The organism is Pseudoalteromonas sp. HL-AS1 (assembly GCF_031198785.1).
GTDB lineage: Bacteria > Pseudomonadota > Gammaproteobacteria > Enterobacterales > Alteromonadaceae > Pseudoalteromonas > Pseudoalteromonas distincta.
Genome location: NZ_CP133569.1, coordinates 1,389,852 through 1,416,615, shown reverse-complemented (window position 1 = coordinate 1,416,615; position 26,764 = coordinate 1,389,852). Strand labels below are relative to the sequence as shown.

The following is a 26,764-nucleotide window of genomic DNA, read 5'->3' as shown; positions in this document are numbered from 1 at the left end:
CTTAAGCATATAACTTAAGGGTTTTTAAATTTAGCTCAATAAGCTAAACAAAAATTACTCTTCGCTAGGTATCGCTTTTTCAACAACACTAATTGCAAGCTCAGCTAACGAATCAAGGTTAGGTTTGCTTGGTGCGTTGGTTAATAAACACGACGCTTGTGTTGTTTTAGGGAAAGCAATAACGTCACGAATGTTATCGGTACCACATAAAAGCATTGCTAAACGGTCAAGACCAAATGCTAAACCTGCATGTGGTGGTGTACCGTATTTAAGTGCATCAAGTAAAAAACCAAACTTGTCTTGTTGCTCTTGCTCGTTAATACCTAAAATTCTAAATGCAGTTTCTTGCATATCTGCATTATGAATACGTACCGAACCGCCACCCACTTCGTAGCCGTTCAATACCATGTCGTAGGCATCTGAAATAGCCGCAGCTGGATTTGCTTCAAGCTCACTTGCAGTAATATCTTTTGGTGCAGTGAATGGATGATGCACAGCATGTAATGTGCCCTCGTCATCTTCTTCAAACATTGGGAAGTCTACAACCCAAAGTGGTGCCCAACTATTAAGGTTAGTGATTTCTAAGTCAACACCAATCTTAACGCGCAGTGCGCCCATTGCTTCATTTACTGTGTTGCGCTTATCGGCACCGAATAAAATGATATCGCCAGACTGAGCATTAGTACGCTCAAGTAATTTAGTAATTACGTCTTCGCTTAAAAACTTAGCCACTGGTGATTGAACACCTTCAGCGCCTGCAGTGTGGTCATTTACTTTCATCCACGCCATACCTTTAGCGCCGTAAATACCAATAAACTTAGTGTAATCGTCAAGTTGTTTACGAGAAAGCTTAGCGCCACCCGGTACAGTTAATACAGCAACACGACCTTTTTCGTCGTTAGCTGGACCTGAGAAAACATTAAACTCTACGTCTTTAACTAAATCTGCAACATCAACTAATTTCATTGGGTTACGTAAATCTGGCTTATCAGAACCGTAAAGACTCATTGCCTCGCTGTAAGGCATGATTGGAAAATCGCCTAAATCAATGTTTAGCAATGTTTGCCACATCTCGCGGATCATTTTTTCAGTCATACCACGTACTTGATCAGAGCTCATGAACGAGGTCTCTATATCTATTTGGGTAAATTCTGGTTGGCGATCGGCACGTAAATCTTCATCACGGAAACATTTAACAATTTGGTAGTAACGGTCAAAACCCGACATCATCAACAATTGCTTAAATAACTGTGGAGACTGTGGTAAAGCGTAAAAACTACCTTTATGAACGCGGCTTGGCACTAAGTAATCGCGTGCGCCTTCTGGCGTTGCTTTAGTAAGTACAGGTGTTTCGATGTCTAAAAAGCCGTTTTCATCTAAAAAGCGACGAACAAAGCTGCTTGCTTTAGCACGTAATTTAATACGGTCACTCATTTCTAGACGACGTAGGTCTAAGTAACGGTATTTTAAACGACGCTCTTCTGAGTTTACTTGGTTAAAATCAAGTGGAAGCGGTTCAGAGCGGTTAATAATTGTAAGCTCAGTACCTAAAACTTCAATTTCACCTGTTGCCATATCTTTATTTACTTGGCTATCAGGGCGTGCACGTACAGTACCCTTTAGCTGAACACAAAATTCTTGGCGAAGTGTGTTAGCTGAACTCATTAACTCTTCAATGTCAGAGTCGAATACAACTTGTACTAAACCTTCTCTATCGCGTAAATCGACAAAGATAAGTCCACCAAGGTCACGTCGTTTGTTGATCCAGCCACATAGTTCAACTTCTTGATCTACGTGAGTTTTATTTAGCTGTCCGCAATATATAGAGCGCATAGTTTTCCTGTCAGATAAAAGGCTTAAACGGTTATATTTATTTGTTTTAAGGCGTGTGATTTAAAAAACAGGTCACCACAATACAAATAAAGCCGCTAGCAATCTAAAAATAATCAAATTAAGCCCTGCATTATACTCAACTAACATTAAGATGCTAGGGCGTGTGCCGCTTTTGCCCCTGAATTTACAGCAGCTCGTTTTGTTATTTGCTACACTATCGCCACTTTATAATAAGGCGCTAGTTTGTATGTTATATATTGGATGCCCTCAGTGGTCGAGCAACGCATGGAAAGGCAATTTATTTTCAAGCCAATGTAAAAACGCCGATATGCTTAACCAATACGCCCAGCATTTTAACTCAGTTGAAGGCAATACCAGCTTTTACGCTGACCCATCGCCAAGCACCGTATTGCGCTGGGCAAACAGCGTACCCGACGATTTTAAATTTACGTTTAAGTTTAATCGTCGCTTTAGCCACGAGCTGCATCTTACTAATGTTCAAACCGAGCTTACTGATTGGCTTAACTTGTTCTCCCCTATTTTAGAAAAAACCGGGCAAATCATGCTGCAATTACCTAAAGCATTTGGCCTTGGTGACTTACCCAAACTCGCCCAATTTATTAGCCTGTTACCAAAAGAGGTTAATTACGGTGTAGAGGTACGTCATACTGCGTTTTTTCAAAAGGGTGAAGCCGAAATAGCGCTTAACCAATTATTAATGGCAAACAACATAAATCGTATATCGATGGATACTCGCGCCCTATTTGCGGTAAAACCAACAACCGAAGCGCTAATAGATACACAGCAAAAAAAGCCCCACTTACCGGTACATGCAATAGCTACTGGCTCAGAGCCTATGGCGCGCTTTGTAATAGCCGATTTACAAAACGACTATAAACCCTTTTATAAACCGTGGCTAAGTAAAGTAAAACAATGGCTTGATGAAGGAAAAACTCCTTATGTGTTTTTTCATACGGCAGATAACCGAGAAGCGCCATTATTAGCAAGGCAGTTTTGCAAAGACCTTGGTTATGATCACAAAGTATTAAACCCATTTACTGGCGAAAAAGAAGCCCACCAGCAAGCACTTTTTTAAAAGTAAAACGACAGAGAAACAATAATGAGTGAATACGCACGTTACTTTACCGGCTACCCAGCTAACATTGTTGAGCAAGTATTAAGCCTTATAGATAACAACAAGGTATGTGACTACTTACTTAAAAAGTATCCGCAAGCACATACCATTACTAGCGATAAACTACTTTATAGCTACGCAACCGAGCTTAAAAAACAGTATTTAAAAAACGCACCGCCGTTTGGGCGCGCAGCATTTAAAAAGCAAGGCGATATGGTCACCAACGCACTCGGTACACATACTTACCGCATGCAAGGTAAAACCCGTAAGCACGATTTAGCGATAAACAGCGACTTACTGCGCGCTCCGGAGCCATTATTAAAAGCATTAGTAGTACACGAACTCGCCCACTTTAAAGAAAAAGATCACAACAAAGGCTTTTATCAACTTTGCTGCCATATGGAGCCGAGTTACCACCAGCTAGAATTAGATTTAAGAATTTTTTGTGTGGTCGTCGCAATGGGAGAGAATCCATATAATTAACTGATTTTGGCTGTGACAAATATCTATCGATTGAGTAGTATAAGTCACACATTAAAAAGGAATTACCTAATGTCTCCTAGTTACTCTCTTAGAATAGATTTTGCTCGCAACGTAAGTAATCCCGAAAGAGTATTCAACTCTATGGGTTTACTCGTTGAAGGTTTTGATAAACTACACTCGTCTATATTGCTTGGCTTTGGTACAAAAATAGAGTTTAGTTCTGCACTTTCAGAAACAAGGAAAGGGTCTATAATTGCCGATATCAAACATAAAGTTATTGATAAAGTTAGGGGTGTCAACTTCAAATCTATCTGCGATGCAATTTATCGAGGCCTTGAAGAAGAAATTGCAATAACTAAAAAGATTGACTCTGAATCTGATGTTAGATTATTCGCAGAGAAAATTTATTCTCAAATAACCGCTGATAAAGTTGATCTAGATGAATTCACTTGTGAATCAAATATCAACTTATACGAAATTGCTGAAGCCCTGCACAAAATAAATAACGCATTGAACCTACTCTCCGAAGAAGATAAAGCACAATTTGGGAAGAAAAAGAAGTTTGTTGATATTAGTGATGAGTTCTCTTGTCCTCGGCCGGCATCCCAGATGTTCGAAAACGTAGAAATGACTTTCCCATGTCGAGAGGTTGTAATTATTCGACGTCCGTCTTATGTATTTGGTCTAAATTGGGATTTAGAAAGTAATAGCAGAAAATTTAGAAAATTTTCGGCTAAAATGTCTGATGAGGTTTGGTTTGAAAGCTGGAAAAATCATGACAAAGATGCACAACTGTGGCCAGGCGATGGTCTTTTAGCTGATATTAAAACCACTAAGAAAGTCAATAAACACCGACATACAACCTCTATAGAATGTAAAATTATTAAAGTTGTACGAGTGATACCGCAAGAAAAGGTGAAACAAACTGAATTGGATTTAAGTGATGAGTAAAATAAATTATGAGAGTGCAAAAAAGGAAGCTTTATTTATAGCTTTACCATTTCTTGTCCTTTTATTACTCAAAGTACTACAAGGCGATTTTATTGGTTTTATTAAACTTTCAGATTTTTCTTTAGCAACATCAATACTGTGGGGACAGTTGCTAGCAAAAACATTTGATGTACCAGATAAAAATAAAAACAGAGATAAGTTCAGTACCAAACAAGTGCAAATTTTCATTTTTTCGTTTTTATCATTAACTCTCTATATTGGACTTAACTTTTTAGAAGCTATTAGTGACACCGTATATTGGGCTCAACTCGCTTGGTACGGATTTTCCATCCTTTATTACATCCCCGTATCCACATTAATGAATGATTTAACTCGAAGATGACCATGTAATTTATTATATAGAAAAGCGTAATATAAAATCGCGCTTTTCTATTCCATCATTTCATTCAACTTAAAAAGTTTAATCTTAAAGCCCTAAGCCTGCCATAAAATCGTCATCTGCGTCGTCTTGCACAACTTCTTTAGCCTTTGCGCTTTCTTTTTCAGCTTTCTTTTTCGCTTCGTTTTCAATTATGTCATCTGGGTCGAGTGCTTCTGCAATATCAAAGTCGTGTAATTTAATGAACTCTGTTTTATCCATTGCTAATTCCAAGTAGAAAATATTTTGCTTACTTGTGGTGAATGTTACGCGGCGAGCTTGCGGGCGATCCATTGTGGTATCTACCGATATTTGCACTTGCTTGTTTATTGCCATCATTTTTGGCTGGTTTTGTGTAATTGAAGTATGTAATTGCTCACGCACTTTAGACGTAAAGTCGCCAACAATTTGATTCATCAACTCGCCTAGTACGTTTGATACGTCGTCTGATAAATAGCTATGCGCTATTTCATCTTCTGGCATTCCCATGTTACGCATGTAATCGCCATAAATTTCCATCGCCGCTTGCGAAGTAAAGTTGGTAATTACGAGCCCTGTAAAACCGCCGTCAAATAAAACAAAGCAACCAATATCTGGTCGCATACATGTACGTGTTATTTTTTGCACCATGGCTGAGTAGCTAATACCATTACCGCTGGCTGATGTGAGTACACCTGTCACTGAATGACAAAGGGTTGCTAATATATCGTCTGTGCTGATGACCTTACTTTTGCTCATTTAATCTTCTCTTTTGTACTTATTATTCATAATTCTAGTCAAGCTACTGAATTTATCACTGACTATCCAGTATAAAATGTTAAAATAGCGCCATTATTTACAAAGAGACTGCCTTCGTGACCATAAAAGACAGTATTTATGCCTCTGAGCAACAAGTAAAAGATTTTAGCTTTGATCAAAATGTAGTCGAAGTTTTTCCAGATATGATCCAGCGCTCTGTACCTGGCTACGCAACGATTGTCAGTACAATGGGTAAACTTGCGGGTGAGTACGCACAAAGTAACTCAAATCTTTATGATTTAGGCTGCTCACTGGGCGCAGTCACGCTTAGCATGCGTCGTAATATTCGCACTGATAATTGCCACATTATTGCAGTAGATAACTCACAAGCCATGGTTGAGCGTTGTAAAATGCATTTACAAGGTTTTAAATCAGATGTGCCTGTTACTGTTACTTTAGGCGATATTAACGAGCTTGAGATTCAAAACGCATCGGTTGTGGCAATGAACTTTACGTTGCAGTTTATTCCACACGCACAGCGCCAAGCCGTGCTTGAGAAAATATACGCTAATCTTAAACCTGGTGGCGTGCTACTACTTAGCGAAAAAATTAAAGCCGAAAACGAGCTATGCGATAATTTATTAATAGATTTGCACCACGACTTTAAACGTCACAATGGCTACTCTGAGCTTGAAATAAGCCAAAAACGTACCGCCATCGAAAACGTTATGCGCCCAGATACACTAAGCGCTCACTTTACTCGCTTACAAGATATTGGTTTTAGCCAAACTCAAGTGTGGTATCAATGTTTTAATTTTTGCTCAATGGTAGCAATTAAATAAAGAGAGTCATCCATGTCTCAATGGTTTAACCAATTTTACGCATCTATCGCACAAAGCCCACTTAGTCACTGGCTAGAAACCCTCCCTGCTCAATTAAAACATTGGCAAAACGAGGCTAGCCATGGTGATTTGCCTAAATGGCAAAAAGTACTTAAAAACTTACCAGAGGTGGCAACTTCGCATGTTGATATTTCTACTAAGGTAGAAATTGGCGCGCCAGGAGAGATGAGTGATGGCGAGCAAAAGCAAGCCATGCATTTATTAAAACGCATGATGCCATGGCGCAAAGGTCCATTTAATGTGCACGGTATTGAAATAGATACAGAGTGGCGCAGTGATTGGAAGTGGGACCGCCTGCTTCCTCATATTGAGTCATTAAAAGGCCGCACTGTTTTAGATATTGGTTGTGGCTCAGGGTATCATTTATGGCGTATGCGTGGTGAAGGCGCAGAGTTTGTAGTGGGTATTGATCCGTCTGATTTATTTTTATGTCAGTTTCAGGCAATTAAACACTACAACCCAGACGAAAACGTACATTTACTACCACTAGGCGTTGAAGCATTACCCGAGCTTAAAGCGTTTGATACGGTTTTTTCGATGGGCGTACTTTATCATCGTCGCTCACCTATCGACTTTTTAGCGCAGTTAAAAGCGCAGCTTCGCCCAGGCGGCGAACTCGTACTTGAAACCCTAGTAATTGAAGGCGATGAAAACACAGTACTCGTACCTACCGACCGCTACGCTAAAATGCGCAACGTGTGGTTTATTCCAAGTACTGCGGCATTAAAGCTGTGGATGGAACGCGTTGGCTTTAAAGATGTGCAAATAAAAGATTGCGCTATTACCACGCTTGAAGAACAACGCAAAACCGACTGGATGGAAAACGAATCGTTAATCGACTTTTTAGATCCAAACGATACAAGTAAAACAATTGAAGGCTACCCCGCTCCACTTCGAGCCATATTAACCGCAAAAGCATAGCTGTTAATTTAACGCCTTTAATACTAAAAAAGCGCCTACGGGCGTTTTTTTGTTTATTTAAACAACAAACAGCGGACAAGTGTCCTTGTTAATTATTTCAAAATTACATTTACGCTAGCCGCGACCTTGCAATTGTTGTAAAATACGCGCGTTTCTAAGCAACCCAAAACAACTATTTTGAGGAAAACCTGTGAGCGAACAAAAACAGTCTCTAAGCTATAAAGACGCGGGCGTAGATATCGACGCTGGTAATGCACTTGTTAAGCGTATTAAAGGCGTAGTTAAAAAAACTCGTCGTCCTGAAGTAATGGGCGGAATTGGTGGTTTTGGCGCACTTTGCGAAATTCCTGAAGGCTACAAGCAACCAGTATTAGTTGCAGGCACAGATGGTGTTGGTACTAAACTACGTTTAGCAATCGACTTAAAAAAACACGATACGGTTGGTATTGATTTAGTTGCAATGTGTGTAAACGACTTAATTGTTCAAGGTGCTGAACCCCTGTTTTTTCTAGATTACTATGCAACTGGTAAACTAGATGTAGACACAGCAGCTGACGTAGTGACAGGTATTGGCAAAGGTTGTGAAATTTCAGGTTGTGCCCTAATTGGTGGCGAAACAGCTGAAATGCCAGGCATGTATGATGGTGAAGACTACGACATGGCAGGCTTTTGTACAGGCGTTGTAGAAAAATCAAAAATTATTGATGGCACAAAAGTAGCAGCAGGCGATCAGCTTATTGCACTTGCTTCAAGCGGTCCTCATTCAAATGGCTTCTCTTTAATTCGTAAAGTACTTGAAGTGTCAAAAGCTGATACCAGCGCTGACTTTGAAGGTAAAACATTAGGCGAAACTCTACTTGAGCCTACGCGTATTTACGTAAAACCTTTACTTGAGTTATTCAAAAACGTTGACGTACATGCGCTTTCGCATATTACTGGCGGCGGTTTTTGGGAAAACATTCCACGCGTATTACCCGCTTCAGCAAAAGCTGTAGTTAAAGGTGATAGCTGGCAGTGGCCACCAATTTTTAATTGGTTACAAGAAAACGGCAACATTACTACGCATGAAATGTACCGTACATTTAACTGTGGTGTAGGCATGGTTTTAGTAGTCCCTGCAGACAAACTTGAGCAAAGCTTAACAATGCTAAAAGACTTGGGCGAAAATGCATGGCACCTTGGTGAAATTCAAGATGCAGCAGCTGGCGAAGAGCAAGTTGAAATTGTAGGTGGTGCTAAGTAATGGCACCGACTCGTCTGGTAGTTTTAATCTCAGGTAGTGGCTCTAATTTACAAGCCATCATAGATGCCTGCGAACGTGGCGAGATAAACGGACATATAGCGGCTGTTATTAGTAATAAAGCAGACGCTTATGGCCTAGAGCGTGCAAAACAAGCCGGTATTGCTACAAAAGTGCTCAGTCATAAAGATTTTGACTCGCGCGAAGCGTACGATGCGCAATTAATGAACGTTATCGACTCTTTTATGCCAAATCTAGTTGTATTAGCTGGGTTTATGCGTATTCTTACTCCTGGCTTAGTGCAAAAATATGTTGGAAAAATGTTGAACATTCATCCATCTTTGTTGCCTAAGTATCAGGGGCTGAATACCCACCAAAGAGCAATTGATGCAAAAGACGATGTTCATGGCGTAAGTGTTCACTTTGTTACTGAAGAATTAGACGGCGGTCCCGTTATCCTTCAGGCGCAAATACCTGTACTCAAGGATGATACAGCAGAGACATTAGCAAAACGCGTACATGAGCAAGAGCATATAATTTATCCTTTGGTGGTCAAGTGGTTCAGTGAACACAGACTTACTATGGAAGCAGATTATGCAGTTCTTGACAAAAAACAACTTCCTGCACACGGCGCGCACTACCCACAATAAAAAAATAAGTGCCCTGTTGTTATGTGCGGGCGCTTTACTTCCAACTAGCCTAATTGCAGGCGAATTGACTCAGTATCAAGCTAACTACGATATTTTACGCAAAGGTAAAAATCATGGTGAGGCTGTTCGAGAGCTTAAAAAATTAAGCGAAGACAACTACGAACTTACTTATCACAGTAATATTGAGTGGATGATTTTCTCTGATTCTCGTGAAGAAACCTCAAAGTTTACATACAAAGATGGCAAAGTTACCCCACATCATTACAACATGGTGCGTACAGGCACAGGCCCAGATAAAGATTACAAAATAGACTTTGATACGCAAAATAAAGTGGTCACAAGTAGCACTAGCGAATACCCGCTAAAATGCGAGTGGACTGACGAATTTCAGGATGCTATTTCGTACCAAGTACAAGTACGTGAAGGCCTAAAAAAAGGCGAAACTAATTTCTCGTTTCCGCTTATTGATAAAAAAGGTAATCGCCGCGACTACAACTTTGAAGTAACAGGCACTGAAATGATTTCGTTGCCTATCGGTAATGTAGAAGCTATTAAAGTAAAACGTTTATACGATAACGATAAACGCCAAGCAATTGCATGGTTTGCGCCAGAAATGGATTACATGCTGGTACGTATGTGGAAAGGCGAAAAAGGTATGGAGCAGTTTGAGGTGCAAATGAACTCGTTTACGGTTACTCAACCTGTCGCAGCTCCTGCAGCTCCTGCAGCTATAGCAGACAATAGCAGACAATAGCAGACAATAGCAGACAATAGCGATGCTAGCGTAGAGACGCCATAACATCTATTTGCAATAACTAATTATGTAAGCTGATAAAAATATATATTAAATAAAAAACGCGATTTTAAATCGCGTTTTTTATGTTTTTAATTTTAGCGCTAAATTAGCTCACCCATTTTAAATAACACAAATTCCCCAGGCTCCATTTTTTGCCAGCGCTCATCATTCGTCAAAGGCCTTGTAGCTATAACCGTTACAACATCGTTTGGTGTGGTCTCTTGTTGAAAATCAACCACCATGTCGGCATCAATCAACGTGGCTTTACCAAATGGCGCACGGCGCGTTATGTAATGTAAGTTATTAGTGCAATACGCTAAAACAAACACCCCATCGGTCAATAATATATTGAACACGCCTTTTTCGCGCAGCGTATGTGAAAGCTTAGCGGCGTATCTAAAAACCGACGCCATATTAGATGGACGTTTTGGATATTTTTCGCGAATTTTATCAAGTAACCAACAAAAAGCGAGTTCGCTATCGGTGTTACCTACTGGCCGATAGTACTGCGGTTTTAAATCATGATAATTAGATAGCTGCCCGTTATGAGCGTAAGTGATTTCACGCCCCCATAACTCTCGCGTAAAAGGATGAGTATTTTCAAGGCATACTCGCCCGCGATTACCTTGGCGAATATGGCTAATAACCGAGACACTTTTAATGGGGTATGCTTTAACGAGCTTTGCAATTTCAGATTGATAACTCGGCTCAGGATCTTTAAAGGTTCTACAGCCTTTACCTTCGTAAAATGTAATACCCCAACCATCTTTATGCGGGCCGGTATTACCACCACGCTCTAAAAGGCCTGAAAAACTAAAACAAATATCGGTAGGCACATTGGCTGACATGCCAAGTAATTCACACATTAATAAAATAACCCTTAAAAACCATACATTAAAATAAATAGCGAATATTTGTGTATTAAGCGTACACTAAATTGCAGTCCGCTATAACGGCTATACTTACTTAAAAAGTGTCATTTTGCTATTAGATATATTTATTTTTACGTTAACACTACTTACGGCTAATGCTTTGACTATACGATAGTTATTGAGTGTTCCTTTGCCGGGTAATTAAATATCGTATTTAAGTTACTTTCTACTACAATTTAACATCGTTATGTACTTGAAAATTACTGTTACTAGCGCTACTCTAAGTGAGGTGGTCTGACCTCTATTAAGGAATAAAAATGACACTCATATTTACACTGGTTCTAATCGCGTTGCTTTGCACTGCGGTTTACCACAGAGCAAGTTGGAACACAGCACTTGGTGTTTCGGCTATTACTTTATTAATTGGTACCTTTGCGGGTGCTTTTGGTTTAATTAGCTGGTTGATCTTTTTGATCATCGCGGTTCCTCTTTCTGTTACTGGCCTTCGTCAGCAATATATCATCAAGCCTATTTTTGCTACGTTTAAAAAAGTAACGCCAAGCATGTCTGATACTGAAAAATCAGCTATTGATGCCGGTACGACGTGGTGGGAAGCTGACTTATTTTGCGGTAACCCAGATTGGAAAAAACTTCACCAATACCCCGTTCCTAAACTTACTATTGAAGAGCAAGCCTTTGTTGATGGCCCTGTTGAAGTAGTTTGTAGCATGTTGGACGATTGGGAAGCAACGCACGAACTAACCGACCTTCCTCAAGATGTGTGGCAGTATCTAAAAGATAATAAATTTTTTGCCATGATCATCAAAAAAGAATACGGCGGTTTAGAGTTTTCTGCATTTGCACAGTCTTGTGTACTTCAAAAACTAACAAGTAAATCAACATTACTTTCGTCAATTGTTGGTGTACCGAACTCTTTAGGCCCAGGTGAATTATTACAACACTATGGTACAAAAGAGCAAAAAGATCATTACTTACCGCGCCTAGCGAGCGGTCAAGAAATTCCATGTTTTGCATTAACTTCGCCAGAAGCGGGTTCTGATGCAAGCTCAATTCCAGACTACGGTGTGGTATGTAAAGGGCAATGGAATGGTGAGGAAGTTGTGGGTGTTAGTTTAACGTGGAATAAGCGTTACATTACACTTGCCCCAGTGGCTACCGTACTTGGTCTTGCGTTTAAGTTACAAGATCCAGATGGGCTAATTGGCGACAATAAAGAGCCAGGCATTACCTGTGCACTTATTCCAACGGACACTCCTGGAGTTGAAATTGGTCGTCGACATTTCCCGCTTAACGTACCATTTCAAAATGGTCCTACTCGCGGTAAAGATATTTTCGTACCACTTGATTATATTATTGGTGGTCCAGATATGGCTGGTCAAGGCTGGCGCATGCTGGTTGAGTGTTTATCGGTTGGTCGTGCAATTACATTGCCGTCAAATTCTGCCGGTGGCATTAAAATGATTGCCGTTGCAACGGGTGCGTATAGCCGTATTCGTCGTCAGTTCCGTTTACCTATTGGTAAAATGGAAGGTGTTGAAGAGTCACTAGCAAAACTTGCTGGTTACGCTTACAGCTCTGATGCTGCGGTTAGTATGTCTACGGGTGCGGTTGATTTAGGCGAAAAGCCATCGGTAGTTTCTGCCATTATTAAATACCACCTGACAGAGCAAATGCGTGATGCAACTATTCATGCAATGGATGTACTTGGCGGTAAGGGCATCATGCTTGGGCCAAATAACTATTTAGGTCGTGGCTATCAAGGTGCACCTATTGCCATTACTGTTGAAGGTGCAAACATCTTGACCCGTAATATGATTATTTATGGTCAAGGTGCAATTCGCTGTCATCCATTTGTACTTACCGAACTAGGTGCGTGCGAAATTGAAGACCGCGAAGAAGCGCTTAACGTATTTGATAAAGCGCTAATGGGTCACATTGGTTTTACTATGTCGAACCTTGTACGTACTAAGTGGCTTGCACTTACTGGCGCTCGTTTTACAAGTGTGCCGTACAACGACGAAACCGCTGAGTTTTACCGTATAGCGTCACGCTTTAGTGCATCACTTGCTCTTATGTCAGACATTAGCATGGCAGTATTTGGTGGTTCACTGAAACGTAAAGAACGTATTTCAGCGCGTTTAGGTGACTTACTTAGTTACTTATACTTAGTGTCTGCAACGCTTAAGCGTTACAACGATGAAGGCCGTAAAAAAGAAGATTTTGCTCTAGTAAAATGGAGTTGCCAAGATCACCTTTACCATTGCCAACGTGCACTTGCTGATTTAATTAATAACATGCCTTCGGCTCCACTACGTGCCGTGTTAAAAGTATTGTTATTCCCGTTTGGTCGCCCGGTTCGTAAACCAACTGACCAACTTGAGCATAAACTTGCGCAACTACTACAAGTACCTAGCGAAACGCGTAACCGTTTAGCAAGCTATGTATACTTAACAAATGAGCCGCTTAACCTTGTAGGTCGTCAAGAGCAAACGCTTAAAGACGTACTTGCTGTTGAGCCATTATTTGACCGTGTATGCAAAGAAAAAGGTCTTAAACTGCCATTCTTCCAGCTTGATAAAGTAGCGCAAATGGGGCTTGAAGCAGGCATATTAAGCCAAGCAGAGGCTGATAAACTAGCTGCTGTTGAGCAATCTCGGTTAGATGTTATTAACGTTGATGACTTCGACCCTGCTGACTTACTTGCAGGCAAAGCCGCGCGTAATAGCGTTAAAAAAGAAGCTGATGCTGCTTAATTAACTAAGTAAGCATTTGAATACTAAAAGCCAGCGCCTAATGCGCTGGCTTTTTTGTGTAAAATAAATTCTTATATATCAAATCGCACATATCAAGCAATCAAATACTCGACGATAAGTGTAAATTAGCGCTTAGTTATCAATCGCTTCCATGCTAAAACTATGCCTGTATACACTAAAAAACATGCGAGCAATGATGCCAAGCCAGCTAATGTTTGCCCTATAAAACCAAAGTATTCACCGGTATGTAAAAATCGAGATGTTCCCCATGCTTGATCGCCTCGCGTCCAATCAGATTTTTTTAGCGTTTTAATTGCATCACCAGTGCGAGTATCTAAAAATAATGAATATGCATATTCTTGGCGATTCCCGATACTGGTATCAATATAAAAACGTGCTTCGTGTTTTTTGTCACCTAATTCTAACCACATCGAATACCAATCAGTGGCACCATTATGAATTGCATGTATTTGAGCTAGTTGGAATAAAGCATCGTAAGGTACTTTATCAGCCGATAAATTTAATACTGGTAGATGCTTTTCTCGCTCGGGTACGTTTTGCCCAAACGCGCCATATAACGCTTTATTCGCCCAATCAAAATGAAACAAAGTAGCCGTTAATGACAAAACGAGTAAAACCGGCAAACACCAAATTCCAAAAACTAAATGCCACTGCCTATTTCGATGATGTGATGATTTGTAACTCTTTGCTAGTAAAAAATATCCTTTTAATGCAGAGCGATTAAATCGCTTTGGTAACCACAGATAAGCACCCGATAGTAGTAAAAAGATAAAAAATAGATTAGCGTAGCCATTTATATTTTTGCCAATCACTTGTGAAGCGCCATGCAGTAATAAATAACGATGTATATCAGTTACAACGTGAAAAAAACCAGCCGCTAGCCCCTCTCCTTCACGAATAACATCTCCCGTATAAGGGTGTAATAAGTAGCTATTTTTTCCCGCCCAGGCAGGAATAGCAGCCCCTTCTCGATTTACCCAACGAATATAAATATGTGATTGACTCGGATGCGATTTTTGCAAAATATCTACAACAGCATCAGTCGATAGCCGCTGTTGAGCATAGGTGTTTTTTACAGTAAATCGCATTTCATCTAGCTCAACAATCTGTCGTTCATAGGTTAATAAAAAACCAGTGAACGACATGCTGAAAATAAATAAACCGGCGATTAAACCTATAATTAAGTGAGCCCAAAAGACCCACTTTTTAAACAATTTTAAGAACATAAAATAAGTTACTTATTCTTAAAACTGATAAGAAATCGATAAGCGAATATCGCGCCCAGATTCGTATGGACCAACAACAGTGTTAAATACTTCACTGTAATCACCCACACTTGAATGATCGATATATAACTCATTAAATAAGTTAGTAACAGCAACATTAAATAATAATGCATTCGTCACATTCCACTGCCCATATAAATCAACAGTGGTATAGCTTGGTTTATTTAGGGTATATAAAGAATCAGTCCAATCAAGGTCAACAGCTTGATGAAGAGTATCAATATCGAGTGAATCGACTTTAGTTACACTAAAACCAACCTTTGCATCGGTGTTAATGTCGTAATCAACGCCAGCAACCCATGTATTGCCTCTACTATTACCTAAACCGACAAACTCATAGCCATTAATATCAATTGCATCATAACTTACACTGTACAACCCATCACGTGGGTCAAGCTCTGTATCAGTAGCTGAAAATCCAATGAAGAAATCAAATGAATTTAAACGATATGCTAGGTCAAACTCAAATCCTTTAGTCTCTAACGTGCCTATATTGTTATAAACCGAGTTTCCTTCATACCCTTCAAATATCACATCATCTAAAGACGAATTATAAATACTTGCCTTAGCGGATAAATTTTCATTAGTGTATGTTATGGATGCTTCAATATTAGCTACGGTCTCAGGTACTAAACTTTCATCCGCTACTGGAATATCTGAACCGTCATATAAATATCCATCAATGGTAAAGCCATCCCCTATTTGTTTACCACGCGCGGCTTCAGCATACCCAAGCCCTACTGTCCAAGCTTCATTAATGTCATATGCTAAACCGATATTAAAGCTCACTTCATTGTCGTCTAAACTCGATGCACTTTCTGTAATTGCAGTGCCATAATATTCATCTAATAGGATGTCTTGTTTAAACTTATAACTATCAAAACGCACTCCATAACTCAGTAAAAGTTGTGGAGTAATATCACTATAACCTTGTGCATAAACACCCAGTACACTGCCTTGTTCTGAATTTTCTTTTGCACCTGCTGCAGACCCACTCGATACTTCATCATTTCTATAATCAACGCCATAAACAAATTTATGTTCATCAATAATACTTGTATTACGAATATCTAAGCCATATGTGTCAATGTCAGCAAGCCAAGCAAATCGGCCGCCATTAAAAGATGATTCGGTTTTGTATGCTGTCGCCTCTAAATACAATAAGTTATTGTGAGAAAATATATAATTAGCAACGTAAGTCTCTCGCTCTGCTTCACTTGGATACAAAGCATCACCTTCTTGTACCGCCCAGTTAGGGCGTGCTGAAAAATCCCCTTCTTCGTCGCGTTTTTCAATACTTACCGACAAATGATGATTATCTGCTAACTCACCACTGGCTTTAATAAACATCATATCTTGATCGGCGGCCGTACCATAAATAGTATCGCCATCACCATTTTCCACGTTCTCGCGATCCACAGTACTGAAATACCCTAGTACGCCCCATGTATCACTTAATTTACCGTATACACTGGTGCTTAAACGCGTACCGTCATTTGAAAAGTAACTTGCTTTAACACGTCCACCAAATTTTTCACCTTGATTAAGTAAGTCTTGCGCGTCTTTAGTTTTAAAGCGGATAGAGCCGCCAATCGCACCAGGACCACTTGTTGCTTCTCCGGCACCTGCTTGCACATCTATTTGCTGTAATAGGTCAGGATCTATTGTTACACGACCAATATGATGAAATAACGTTGATGTTTGCTGTGCACCATCAACCGTTATATTTAATAAAGAATCTTCAACACCACGAATATAGATCTTTTGTGCAACGCCTACCGAGCCACCCACACTAACAGAAGGTGAATGTCGAAAAATGTCAGCCAGATCACTTGCTTGATATTGTTCTATTTCTTCAGCTGTAATACTCAAATTAGTTGCAGAACCAACTACAGATATTTTTTCAACAGACGCTGTATTTTTAGCAAGTTCTTGCGCGTATATAGGTGAACTAAATGATGCACAAATGGCACTCATTAGGGCTAATTTTTTCAAGGGGGACGCTCCTTCTTAATTGCAAATAAGAAGAATTATCATTTTCTTTTGACTGAAAGTATAGCAACTTTACATTTGTTACATTTAGGACATATACAAAGACGCGTTAGGTGCAATCTACTTTAGTTGCCTAAAAATATGTAAGTAAGAGCGTGAACAGGACGAGAAAGCGTTGCTCAGTTTTTACAAGCACAATATGAAATGTAATTTATACACCTTTAGGAACCGTTACAGTCATTACTAAACCACCTGCAGTATCATTTTTAGCAAATACTGTCGCAGCAATCGCATGTAATTGCCTTTGTGCTAAAGCAAGCCCTAAACCAAAGCTATCACTGTTGCATGAGCGAGCTGAATCAATCCGGAAAAAAGGTCTAAAAATAGTATTTAAATGCTCTTTAGGTACTCCTGGACCTTGATCTGCAATAATAATTTGATATTCATGTTTATAATCAATGAGGCTAATCCATACTTTTTTATTAATGGGTGTGTAACGTAGTGCATTTCTAAGTATATTCTCCAGTGCTTGACCTAATGCTCTGTGATTACTGTTTTCAATATGGGCTTGATTAGGTAAGTCAGCAAAAATAAGTTTATCTGGGTACTCAAAACGCCCATCTTCAATGAGAATTTCGAGTAAATCGACTAAATCCAAAGATTCGATGCGCAACTGAGGTGACTCGTTATCTAACCAGGATAAAGTAAGCGTGTCATCCACTAACTTACGGATGTGCTGTGACTCTTTGTGAATACGCTCTAATTTGATTTGCGTGTCTTCTACACCCTTTTCTCTGTGAGAGAGTAAATTGTCAGTTGCTATATCTAAGCGTGTTAAAGGTGTTCTCAACTCGTGAGACAGATCAGTTAGTAATACACGTTGATGCATAATCTGATCACTGATCCGCTCTGCCATTAAATCAAATGTTTCAGCTAACTGGGATAGTTCATCATTGCGTGAGCCCAGCTGCTCTCGAACTCTGACACTAAAGTCTCCTTTGCTAAATGCTCTACTTGCTAAGTCGAGTTCTTTAATAGGATGCATAATATGGCGATATAACACAATCGATAAACACACCAATATCAGCATTGGCAATAAAACTTGTAACGACAAACGTGTTAAATTCCAAAGTGATCCTGGGCGCATTCTTTTAGGCAACTGCACAACAAGGCTAGTTGCACCATCTTTAAAGGGTAATTGCATAACGGGTGCATGCTCAAAATACAGATGGATTTTCCAATCAATACTTCGCCCCAAGTTATACCCTGTATACTCATAACGATGAGAGCGATTACCAGCTAACTCAACCACATTGGCTTTAGCAATTACAGCCCAAATACTCTCTTGTTGTTGTAAATCATCAACCCAACGCTCAAGTTCGCTCATATCGCCTTGATCAAATATAACCTCAGCCTTTTTTTGCCAATTAATTAACTCTTCTCGACTTGAGTCACTTAGCATGCTCATATCATTTTCAAAATGATTAACCGCGACATTAATTAAATAAAACATCGCAACAACACCAGTACCAATAATTAAGCACAGCTTCCAAAATAAACGTCGTGTCATTTAATACAGTACCCTTGCCCATGCACAGTGTGTAAACGGCTGCCATCCCAGCCGGCGTTATTTAATTTTTTTCGTATACGACTCATATGCATATCTAAACTACGATCGTACTGACTGAAACGCTTGTTAAGCGCCACTTGATATAAAAAAGGTTTTAACAGTATTTGTTCTTGGTTTTTCATTAAAATTTGCAGCAAGGCAAACTCAATAGGCGTAAAAGCTAATAGCTCACAATGCAGAAAAACCTGCTGGTGTAGGCTATCTATTTCAAGTCCATCAATATTAGCAATGTAAGGGGTATTTGTGTCTTGTTTAAAAACGCGCCTTAGTACTGAATCTACTCGTAGTAATAATTCTTGGCTATTAAACGGTTTTGCTAAGTAATCATCTGCACCAGCTGATAAACCTAAAATGCGCTCTTCTTCAGCATGTTTTGCCGATACAATTATTACAGGGGTGTTATTACAACTACGTAAAATATTAAGCACTACTAAGCCATCTTTGCCCGGCAACATAACATCTAATAAAATAAGACTAAAACGTTGAGCAACCGCTAAATCAAGCGCTTGATTACCATCAAAACACTGTGTAACAGAGTATCCTTGGTTGGCTAGTAATTCAGTAATTTGATCATTAAGTAATGTATCGTCTTCAACAACTAAAATATCAAAATCAGATTTGTTACGTTGATAGGCCTGTGGTGCAGACATAGAAAGCCATAATTTTTATAGTATTAAAACAAATTAAAGCAAATGGTAATACAAATCAATATCAAAATCAGTGAGTGTGGAGAAAGTTGATTTTTTGAGTGTTTTGAGTGTTTTGAGTGTTTTGAGTGTTTTGAGTGTTTTGAGTGTTTTGAGTGTTTTGAGTGTTTTGAGTGTTTTGAGTGTTTTGAGTGTTTTGAGTGTTTTGAGTGTTTTGAGTGTTTTGAGTGTTTTGAGTGTTTTGAGTGTTTTGAGTGTTTTGAGTGTTTTTCGAGCATAAACTTGTCATTTAGGAAATAACAAGTGGCGGAGTGGACGGGACTCGAACCCGCGACCCCCGGCGTGACAGGCCGGTATTCTAACCAACTGAACTACCACTCCGCAGTGGTATGTGCATGGGGTAATGCACTTACTAATTTTAATCATGATATCAAATGGCGGAGTGGACGGGACTCGAACCCGCGACCCCCGGCGTGACAGGCCGGTATTCTAACCAACTGAACTACCACTCCGCAGAGATATCATTATACTTGTTATTACTTAATTTGTTGGCGGAGTGGACGGGACTCGAACCCGCGACCCCCGGCGTGACAGGCCGGTATTCTAACCAACTGAACTACCACTCCAGCATACAAATTTTGTAATATAACGTTGTTTAAATAGTTGGCGGAGTGGACGGGACTCGAACCCGCGACCCCCGGCGTGACAGGCCGGTATTCTAACCAACTGAACTACCACTCCAGCATACAAATTTTGTAATATAACGTTGTTTAAATAGTTGGCGGAGTGGACGGGACTCGAACCCGCGACCCCCGGCGTGACAGGCCGGTATTCTAACCAACTGAACTACCACTCCAGCGCATATTTAAACTGTTATTTTTTCTTAATGGCGGAGTGGACGGGACTCGAACCCGCGACCCCCGGCGTGACAGGCCGGTATTCTAACCAACTGAACTACCACTCCATAATAAGAATATGTTTTACAACCATACGTTGTGTAAGTGTTGGCGGAGTGGACGGGACTCGAACCCGCGACCCCCGGCGTGACAGGCCGGTATTCTAACCAACTGAACTACCACTCCAGCTTTTACTTACAAGTTTTACGAAAATGGCGGAGTGGACGGGACTCGAACCCGCGACCCCCGGCGTGACAGGCCGGTATTCTAACCAACTGAACTACCACTCCATATTTTCGTTGCTGTTTAGGTCTCCCTGACAGCGGCGTGAATAATACGAACCAACCCCTATTTCGTCAAGGGCTTTTTTGTTTTTTTATAGGTTTTTTAGTCATCTGTCATCGAAAGGTTTAAAATTTCACCTGATCTGTCATTTTTTGAGCCATTTTTACCGACTTGATTTTTTTCAGTGTCGGCAACATCACCTTCACTTGTTTTCTTTTTCTTTAAAAAAGGCAGCTTCACTTTAAATTTAATCGGTTTTTTCTGAACAAATATACGAATTAACAACCAACCGAGTAATAAAATGAGTGTATTGCAGCCTGCAATTAAACTAATAATTGTCGATGTGGCCATTTTTTCTTCAGCAGGCTCACTCTCAATCATTTTATCTGGCGTAATAATCGTTGCAGGATCAATTTCGGGCACCGCTTCTATGGGTCGCTCTATCTCAAATTTGTACGTTGGTAGCGTTGCCATAAATTCACGACCATTAATATTAGTGCCAAAAACAGACAGTTCAACACTATATCTACCCCAATCATAATTTTTAACTCTAAGCTGACGTGAATCTTTAGCTGCAGCATCTATGGTAAACATTTGCTCTTCGTTATTGGGATAGTAGATTTTTCCCTGGATGATGACTGTCTCTGGCTTAACAATACTTGGGTCTATATTAATAGTTAACAGATGCTCGTCTGTGTCTTGCTCTGCTAACGCGACTTCGGTTACAAAAGGTGGCTCGTGCACTTCTATTGTATTTTGCACAATGCGACGCTGCAGCAGAGGTGTTGCCACGTAAAGCTCTGATGTCCATTCACCCGCAGGAAAATCTAAAGTAAACTCGCCGGTAAACACACCATCTTTAGGGCGCTCATCAAATCCACGTCCATCGTCTTTAAATTCCGCTACTTCTTGAATGCCTGCACCAAAGTTAGCAAAGTTTTCATTGTTGGTACTTACAAAGTCAACATTAAGGCTCACAACATCCCTAAATAGGTTTGTGTTAATTGGCTCACCGTCGTTTAGTATTTTCCCGGTGATTTTTATTGTCTCCCCCCTAAACAACATTGAAGGAAGAGGCTCTGCCTCAAGAGATATTTCGCCTAATACAACTATTCTGCTATCAGGCAAAATACTGCCTATTACTTGCCAAGGACCTGCCATAGGTTTTTTTATGGTTACTAAATCGTAGCTGAGTTCATCAAACCAATCTAAGTTAGGGTTTTTAACTGAGTCAGTAGCAAAGTACTTACTGCCATCGGGCCTCACTAAAATAACAGCAGGTGCACCTGATTTTCTAAAAAAAAGCAGTGTTATTTCATCTATTTTGCTATCTATGCGAAAACGATTATCAAGTAAAGGGATCTCATTTTGATGCCCATCGCGCTTGAGCACTTCTACTTGTTTTACGCCATATGCATTGCTAGTAAATAAACTAGCGGCACATAACGCTGTTACAAAATACATCGTTTTCATTAAATCGCCTTATTCAGCGCGCCATATGCACTGGCCGCCTTCTTTGTTTACAAGATCTAATCGTGCTTCGTGTGCGCTTTGCTCAGCGTCGCTTGCTCGTAATACAACTAATGGGGCTCTATCACTATTTAAACGCTTTATACCGCCCTTCTGTTGCTCGCTGCCGTCATCTTTATTTTGATTCAAATTTAGCTTTGTTTGACCACCCGTCATGGCAAGGTACACATCGGCTAAAATCTCAGAATCCAGTAGCGCGCCGTGAAGCGTTCGTTTACCGTTATCTACATCGTAACGACGACATAATGCATCAAGGTTGTTCTTTTGACCTGGATGCAAATCACGCGCCATTTTAAGCGTGTCGAGAACTTGACAAAAAGTATCTGTTTTAGGGTAGCCCTGATTAAGTAGTGCAAATTCATTATCCATATGACCAACATCGAACGGTGCGTTATGAATAACCAACTCTGCCCCTTCAATATAGTCGAAAAACTCTTGGGCAATTTGATGAAACAGTGGTTTATCACGCAAAAACTCGTTAGTAATACCGTGAACGTCGATTGCTTCTTCTTCACTTGGCCGTTGTGGGTTTATATAAACGTGAAAATTATTGCCTGTTAAACGGCGATTTACTAACTCCACACAACCAATTTCTATAATACGGTGCCCTTGTTTAGGGTCGATGCCGGTGGTTTCTGTATCTAAAACTATTTGTCTACGTGCCATATCGAATTTAGCCTGATTCTGGTATCTTTCTATAATCACTTTATTGTACATAAGATCAAGGTAAAACAGTGCAAAAAACCGTAGAGATTTACACCGATGGCTCATGTTTAGGTAATCCAGGCCCCGGCGGTTATGGTATTTTTATGATTTATAACGGCCACGAAAAAGAAATGAGCCAAGGTTATAAACTCACAACTAATAACCGAATGGAAATGCTCGCGGCTATTGTAGCCCTAGAATCACTCACTCGAGAATGCGAAGTAAACCTAACAACCGATAGCCAATATGTTAAGCAAGGCATTGAATCGTGGATCACTAACTGGAAAAAACGTGGCTGGTTAACATCAGCTAAAAAGCCAGTTAAAAACGTCGATTTATGGAAACGCCTAGATAAAGCCTGTAGCGAGCACAATGTAACTTGGAAGTGGGTTAAAGGGCATAGCGGCAATAAATACAACGAAATAGTTGACGATTTAGCCCGCGATGCCGCTGGCAGTAAAGATTTACTAGAAGATGTAGGCTACCAGCCTTAAATTTATTCTAAGCTAGTTGTTATACCAATTTTATTAAAAACATGTTCATTCTATCGCATTAAATAACTCACTAACTGCGTTAAAAATTATTCATATAGAACAACTATATGTCACAATTTTCGCCTTGTTAATGTGCTATTTTCTTAGCGCTATAATAGATCACTTATTTAATGCAATTGGTATTATTTTTTTGGTCACACGATTTAAAGTGTTGCTTTGACGTTTGCCTAAGCCCTGCCCCTTTTACTGGTGCAAACTGCGGCCTTGCATGCCACTTAGGTTTTATTGGCGTAAGTGGCGCAACTCTTTTTCGTGCCACCAGCATATAAACACTGCCCATTGGTTTTAAATACTGTTTTGCAAAAGTACGCCAAAACTCAAATCTTGATAACCTGTTACCTCTTGCCAGTGATGAATAAATAAAACGTTCGTCACTTACAATTTCAAAGCCCAATAAATTTAGCCAATCTTTAACCCTCGCAGGGGTAAAAAAGCGCCCTGTCCATGGTAATTTATGACCACTAAAAGGCAGCATTTGTGCAAGCCCGCACAAACTAAACGGATTAAAACCAGTCACGAGTATATAACCGCCCGGAATAAGCGTGCGATGTGCTTCTCGTAAAATGTGATGTGGGTCTGAATGATACTCTAAGCAATGGCTTAGTATGCAAGCATCAATACTGTGCTCGTAAAATGGCAGTTCATCTATGTCAGCAACTACCCCGGTGTAAGGTCCTGGCTCTGCAACACACACTTGATGTTTAATCGTACTTATACTTGTGTTTAATTCGCCACTTAAATTACCCAACTTAAGCATATGATAGCCAAACATACGCGGCAGCCATTGCTCCATTTTGCGTTCAATATCTGCACGCAAATAATCCCCATGAGGAAACTGCTGCCACGACAGTGGTTTGGGTCCTTCTTGAAAACTAAGGGCTGGTTTCATTTTTTGAGCTCGTTATACTATGCGATAAGTGTCACTTTATAGAGCAATTTACCATGGTGCAAGTCAAAGCAATTAAAGCCTTTTCTGATAATTACATTTGGTGTTTAACTACCGATAACAGTAACCAAGCATGGGTCGTCGATCCAGGCCAAGCACATCCCGTATTAACGTACTTAGCTGAGCATAAACTAACGCTTGGTGGCATTTTAATTACGCATCATCACTACGACCACACCGATGGCGTAGCTGAATTAGTTGACGCCTATCCAGATATATCGGTTTATGGCCCTGCAAATAGTCCATTTAAAGGCGTCACTCACGCACTTACTGATGGACAAAGCATCAGTGTGCTTAATATTAACTTTACTATTTTAGCAACTCCTGGGCACACGCTTGATCATATTTGTTACACAAATGATGAACTTGCTTTTACCGGCGATACATTGTTTAGCGGTGGATGTGGGCGCTTATTTGAAGGCACGCCAGAGCAAATGTGGGAGTCTTTCAATAAACTAAGAGAGCTGTCTACAAGCTGCAGTGTGTATTGCACGCACGAATACACGCAAGCTAATCTTGCCTTTGCCAAAGCCGTTGAACCACGCAATCCAGAACTCCTTGCGTACAGTAAAAAAGTAGATGAATTACGCAGTAATAATCAAATCTCATTACCTACTTCTATTGGACAAGAGCTAAAAATAAATCCATTTATGCGTAGCGATTTGCCAACCATTACAGAGTTAGTGCCGGAGAAATTTATCTCGGTTACAAAAAACAATGAACCTTGGGGAAACTTTGCTAGTCTGAGGCAGTTCAAAGACAATTTTTAATGCACAAACTAATACTTTAACATTTATTTTATTAGAATCATTAACTTAAGATATAGTGATGATTCTATTTCTGCGTTTTAAAAAGTCATTAAGTGGCAATGTTAACTCATAACAGGTAGTATTCGCCGAGTTTTTTACCCGATGTATTGGTATTTATGAATAAATCTCCCCTATTAGTAGCCTTGGCGTTAGCGCTAAGTGGTTGTCAAACACTGACAACATTAGAGTCAGACTCTAAAGTTGCCACGCAAGCAACCCGACAACTCGAAGGCGCAAGTCCTAACGACATTAACAATGCATTGATGGTAAACGCACAATATCAGCAAGTTGACTCTGATGAGCAAGAAGCTCCCGTGTTTGATGATGTGTGGGAGCGAATTCGCTACCAACTTTCTATCGAAATACCGCAAAACCGCCCTGTTGTTACTGAACGTAATTATTACGCTCGCCACCAAGCCTATTTAGATCGTATTTCTAAACGTGCAGAACCTTACTTACACTTTATTGTTGAAGAAGTAGAAAAGCGCGAAATGCCAATCGAAATTGCACTACTGCCTATTGTAGAAAGCGCATTTGACCCATTTGGTTATTCTAATCGCAGTGCATCGGGCATTTGGCAGTTTATGCCTGCAACCGGTGAGCGATTCGATTTAAAACAAAACTGGTGGTACGACGGTCGTCGCGACATAGTGCAGTCGACTCGCGCAGCACTTGACTACTTATCGTATTTACATAAAACACTTGAAGGTGATTGGCTAAATGCGATTGCTGCTTACAACTCGGGTGAAGGGCGCTTGATGCGCGCTATTAAAAAGAATCGTAAAAAGCATTTACCTACCGATTTTTGGTCTCTTGATTTACCAAGCGAAACAACAGCCTACGTACCAAAGTTATTAGCACTTGCCGACTTATTAAAACGCTCAGATGATTTTAACGTTACATGGCAACCAGTAATTAATGCACAAGTGGTTGAAGTGGTTGATGTTGGCTCGCAAATAGATTTAGCACTTGCTGCTGATATGGCCGATATGACGCTTACTGAGCTATACAGATTAAACCCCGGTTTTAATCGCTGGGCAACTGATCCTAATGGCCCGCATTCTTTATTACTGCCAGTAGATAAAGCAGAGCAATTTAGCCAAAAACTAGCAAACACTGATGTTAAAAACAGATTACGCTGGCAACGTTATATTGTGGCTCGAGGCGACAGCTTATCAGTAATTGCCAAAAAGTTTACAACAAGCTCAAGCGCAATCCGATCGCTTAATAAACTCAAATCAAATACGATTAAAGTAGGCCAAGAGTTACTAGTCCCGCTTACTGATGGCGCTATAAATAGCGAACATTTACCAAAGCAGATGCGTTTAGCTGCTAATAAAGCAACACGCACAAAGCTTTCGCACACAGTTAAAAGTGGCGACACTTTATGGGACATTAGCCGCGAATATGACGTAACTATGGATGAGTTGGCTAAATGGAATAAGCTAAAGAAAAACTCTGTACTGCGCCTAAATCAAAAACTTACTGTGTATAAGTCAGCTAATAAACCACAAGCAACGGCAAGTACCAACCGTACTATTACATACAAAGTACGCCGTGGTGACTCACTTGCACGTATTGCGTCTAAGTTTAATCTAAGCGTTAACGAAATTATTAAGTGGAATAACTTAGCTGGTCAAAAATACTTACAACCTGGCCAAAAGCTAAAACTTAAAGTAGATGTCAGAAGTAGTTAATTTATAAAACTATATTAAAAGTAAAAAGGAGCGCATGCGCTAATGCCGATCAG

The 26,764-nt window shown here is 40.1% G+C and carries 23 protein-coding genes and 8 tRNA genes; 13 read left to right on the top strand and 18 right to left on the bottom strand.

Translation table 11 applies throughout. The features are described from left to right. Nucleotides 1–54 precede the first annotated feature (54 nt). Nucleotides 55–1,833, bottom strand: coding sequence for an aspartate--tRNA ligase (aspS, locus tag RB214_RS06700; RefSeq protein WP_309168643.1), 1,779 nt, complete (start codon nucleotides 1,831–1,833; stop codon nucleotides 55–57). A 247-nt stretch (nucleotides 1,834–2,080) separates the two neighbouring features. Between aspS and RB214_RS06695 the strand changes: the two genes are divergently transcribed. From RB214_RS06695 to RB214_RS06680, 4 genes are all read left to right on the top strand, one after another. Beyond that, nucleotides 2,081–2,929 carry a DUF72 domain-containing protein gene (locus RB214_RS06695; RefSeq protein WP_309168642.1) on the top strand — a complete coding sequence of 283 codons (849 nt, stop codon included), beginning with the start codon at nucleotides 2,081–2,083 and terminating at the stop codon, nucleotides 2,927–2,929. Nucleotides 2,930–2,953: 24 nt separating this feature from the next. Then, nucleotides 2,954–3,451, top strand: coding sequence for a M48 family metallopeptidase (locus RB214_RS06690; protein ID WP_182195991.1), 498 nt, complete (start codon nucleotides 2,954–2,956; stop codon nucleotides 3,449–3,451). A gap of 69 nt (nucleotides 3,452–3,520) precedes the next feature. Next, the gene (locus tag RB214_RS06685) at nucleotides 3,521–4,402 is read left to right on the top strand and encodes a hypothetical protein (RefSeq protein WP_309168641.1); all 882 of its coding nucleotides are present in this window, start codon (nucleotides 3,521–3,523) and stop codon (nucleotides 4,400–4,402) included. Continuing rightward, entirely contained in the window at nucleotides 4,395–4,784 is a 390-nt protein-coding gene (locus RB214_RS06680; protein ID WP_290193325.1) for a hypothetical protein, read from the top strand. The genes RB214_RS06685 and RB214_RS06680 overlap by 8 nt, the downstream gene beginning before the upstream one ends. 84 nt (nucleotides 4,785–4,868) lie before the next feature. Here RB214_RS06680 and RB214_RS06675 read toward each other — a convergent pair whose 3' ends face one another. Beyond that, nucleotides 4,869–5,558 carry a DUF3334 family protein gene (locus RB214_RS06675; protein WP_309168640.1) on the bottom strand — a complete coding sequence of 230 codons (690 nt, stop codon included), beginning with the start codon at nucleotides 5,556–5,558 and terminating at the stop codon, nucleotides 4,869–4,871. A 116-nt stretch (nucleotides 5,559–5,674) separates the two neighbouring features. On the opposite strand from RB214_RS06675, the gene cmoA reads away from it, so the two are divergent. From cmoA to RB214_RS06650, 5 genes are all read left to right on the top strand, one after another. Next, nucleotides 5,675–6,400 carry a carboxy-S-adenosyl-L-methionine synthase CmoA gene (gene cmoA, locus RB214_RS06670; RefSeq protein WP_309168639.1) on the top strand — a complete coding sequence of 242 codons (726 nt, stop codon included), beginning with the start codon at nucleotides 5,675–5,677 and terminating at the stop codon, nucleotides 6,398–6,400. Nucleotides 6,401–6,412: 12 nt separating this feature from the next. Continuing rightward, complete coding sequence (gene cmoB, locus RB214_RS06665; protein WP_309168638.1) at nucleotides 6,413–7,381, top strand: tRNA 5-methoxyuridine(34)/uridine 5-oxyacetic acid(34) synthase CmoB; 969 nt, start codon at nucleotides 6,413–6,415, stop codon at nucleotides 7,379–7,381. A 190-nt stretch (nucleotides 7,382–7,571) separates the two neighbouring features. Continuing rightward, on the top strand, nucleotides 7,572–8,624 hold the full coding sequence (gene purM / locus RB214_RS06660; RefSeq protein WP_309168637.1) for a phosphoribosylformylglycinamidine cyclo-ligase: 1,053 nt from the start codon (nucleotides 7,572–7,574) through the stop codon (nucleotides 8,622–8,624). Continuing rightward, nucleotides 8,624–9,271, top strand: a complete 648-nt coding sequence (gene purN / locus RB214_RS06655) for a phosphoribosylglycinamide formyltransferase (protein WP_002959994.1) — start codon at nucleotides 8,624–8,626, stop codon at nucleotides 9,269–9,271. Before purM ends, purN begins: the two co-directional genes overlap by 1 nt. A 16-nt stretch (nucleotides 9,272–9,287) precedes the next feature. Then, nucleotides 9,288–10,025, top strand: a complete 738-nt coding sequence (locus RB214_RS06650) for a DUF3108 domain-containing protein (RefSeq protein WP_309168967.1) — start codon at nucleotides 9,288–9,290, stop codon at nucleotides 10,023–10,025. A gap of 143 nt (nucleotides 10,026–10,168) precedes the next feature. On the opposite strand, the gene RB214_RS06645 is transcribed toward RB214_RS06650, so the two are convergent. Next, nucleotides 10,169–10,933, bottom strand: a complete 765-nt coding sequence (locus tag RB214_RS06645; RefSeq protein ID WP_309168636.1) for a class II glutamine amidotransferase — start codon at nucleotides 10,931–10,933, stop codon at nucleotides 10,169–10,171. A gap of 323 nt (nucleotides 10,934–11,256) precedes the next feature. Here RB214_RS06645 and fadE point away from each other — a divergent pair, with 323 nt between their 5' ends. Further along, nucleotides 11,257–13,713 carry an acyl-CoA dehydrogenase FadE gene (gene fadE, locus RB214_RS06640; protein WP_008172549.1) on the top strand — a complete coding sequence of 819 codons (2,457 nt, stop codon included), beginning with the start codon at nucleotides 11,257–11,259 and terminating at the stop codon, nucleotides 13,711–13,713. A 125-nt stretch (nucleotides 13,714–13,838) separates the two neighbouring features. On the opposite strand, the gene RB214_RS06635 is transcribed toward fadE, so the two are convergent. From RB214_RS06635 to dnaQ, 14 genes are all read right to left on the bottom strand, one after another. Beyond that, on the bottom strand, nucleotides 13,839–14,960 hold the full coding sequence (locus tag RB214_RS06635) for a PepSY domain-containing protein (RefSeq protein WP_024604906.1): 1,122 nt from the start codon (nucleotides 14,958–14,960) through the stop codon (nucleotides 13,839–13,841). Nucleotides 14,961–14,978: 18 nt separating this feature from the next. Beyond that, entirely contained in the window at nucleotides 14,979–17,015 is a 2,037-nt protein-coding gene (locus tag RB214_RS06630; protein ID WP_309168633.1) for a TonB-dependent receptor domain-containing protein, read from the bottom strand. A gap of 208 nt (nucleotides 17,016–17,223) precedes the next feature. Further along, nucleotides 17,224–18,582: a histidine kinase sensor domain-containing protein gene (locus RB214_RS06625; protein ID WP_165744153.1), complete on the bottom strand. Its 1,359-nt coding sequence runs from the start codon at nucleotides 18,580–18,582 to the stop codon at nucleotides 17,224–17,226. Continuing rightward, nucleotides 18,579–19,292: a response regulator transcription factor gene (locus tag RB214_RS06620; RefSeq protein ID WP_309168632.1), complete on the bottom strand. Its 714-nt coding sequence runs from the start codon at nucleotides 19,290–19,292 to the stop codon at nucleotides 18,579–18,581. The genes RB214_RS06625 and RB214_RS06620 overlap by 4 nt, the downstream gene beginning before the upstream one ends. Before the next feature lie 301 nt (nucleotides 19,293–19,593). Further along, nucleotides 19,594–19,670 (bottom strand) — tRNA-Asp (locus tag RB214_RS06615). A gap of 54 nt (nucleotides 19,671–19,724) precedes the next feature. After that, a tRNA-Asp gene (locus RB214_RS06610) sits at nucleotides 19,725–19,801 on the bottom strand. Nucleotides 19,802–19,838: 37 nt separating this feature from the next. Next, nucleotides 19,839–19,915: transfer RNA gene (locus RB214_RS06605), tRNA-Asp, on the bottom strand. A gap of 38 nt (nucleotides 19,916–19,953) precedes the next feature. Further along, nucleotides 19,954–20,030 (bottom strand) — tRNA-Asp (locus RB214_RS06600). Nucleotides 20,031–20,068: 38 nt separating this feature from the next. Next, nucleotides 20,069–20,145: transfer RNA gene (locus tag RB214_RS06595), tRNA-Asp, on the bottom strand. A 31-nt stretch (nucleotides 20,146–20,176) separates the two neighbouring features. Then, nucleotides 20,177–20,253, bottom strand: a tRNA-Asp gene (locus RB214_RS06590). A gap of 41 nt (nucleotides 20,254–20,294) precedes the next feature. Beyond that, a tRNA-Asp gene (locus RB214_RS06585) sits at nucleotides 20,295–20,371 on the bottom strand. Between the two features lie 27 nt (nucleotides 20,372–20,398). After that, nucleotides 20,399–20,475: transfer RNA gene (locus RB214_RS06580), tRNA-Asp, on the bottom strand. Nucleotides 20,476–20,572: 97 nt separating this feature from the next. After that, the gene (locus RB214_RS06575; RefSeq protein ID WP_309168631.1) at nucleotides 20,573–21,943 is read right to left on the bottom strand and encodes a TIGR03503 family protein; all 1,371 of its coding nucleotides are present in this window, start codon (nucleotides 21,941–21,943) and stop codon (nucleotides 20,573–20,575) included. A 9-nt stretch (nucleotides 21,944–21,952) separates the two neighbouring features. Beyond that, nucleotides 21,953–22,666 (bottom strand): DNA polymerase III subunit epsilon, encoded by a 714-nt coding sequence (gene dnaQ, locus RB214_RS06570; protein WP_007586004.1) that lies wholly within the window; start codon nucleotides 22,664–22,666, stop codon nucleotides 21,953–21,955. A 68-nt stretch (nucleotides 22,667–22,734) separates the two neighbouring features. Here dnaQ and rnhA point away from each other — a divergent pair, with 68 nt between their 5' ends. Beyond that, nucleotides 22,735–23,199, top strand: a complete 465-nt coding sequence (gene rnhA, locus RB214_RS06565) for a ribonuclease HI (RefSeq protein ID WP_024606536.1) — start codon at nucleotides 22,735–22,737, stop codon at nucleotides 23,197–23,199. Between the two features lie 163 nt (nucleotides 23,200–23,362). Here rnhA and RB214_RS06560 read toward each other — a convergent pair whose 3' ends face one another. Beyond that, nucleotides 23,363–24,148, bottom strand: a complete 786-nt coding sequence (locus tag RB214_RS06560; RefSeq protein ID WP_309168630.1) for a methyltransferase domain-containing protein — start codon at nucleotides 24,146–24,148, stop codon at nucleotides 23,363–23,365. Between the two features lie 53 nt (nucleotides 24,149–24,201). On the opposite strand from RB214_RS06560, the gene gloB reads away from it, so the two are divergent. Together gloB and RB214_RS06550 are read left to right on the top strand one after the other, a co-directional pair. Next, nucleotides 24,202–24,975 carry a hydroxyacylglutathione hydrolase gene (gloB, locus tag RB214_RS06555; protein ID WP_024606535.1) on the top strand — a complete coding sequence of 258 codons (774 nt, stop codon included), beginning with the start codon at nucleotides 24,202–24,204 and terminating at the stop codon, nucleotides 24,973–24,975. A 155-nt stretch (nucleotides 24,976–25,130) separates the two neighbouring features. Then, nucleotides 25,131–26,711: a LysM peptidoglycan-binding domain-containing protein gene (locus RB214_RS06550; protein ID WP_309168629.1), complete on the top strand. Its 1,581-nt coding sequence runs from the start codon at nucleotides 25,131–25,133 to the stop codon at nucleotides 26,709–26,711. Nucleotides 26,712–26,764 lie beyond the last annotated feature (53 nt).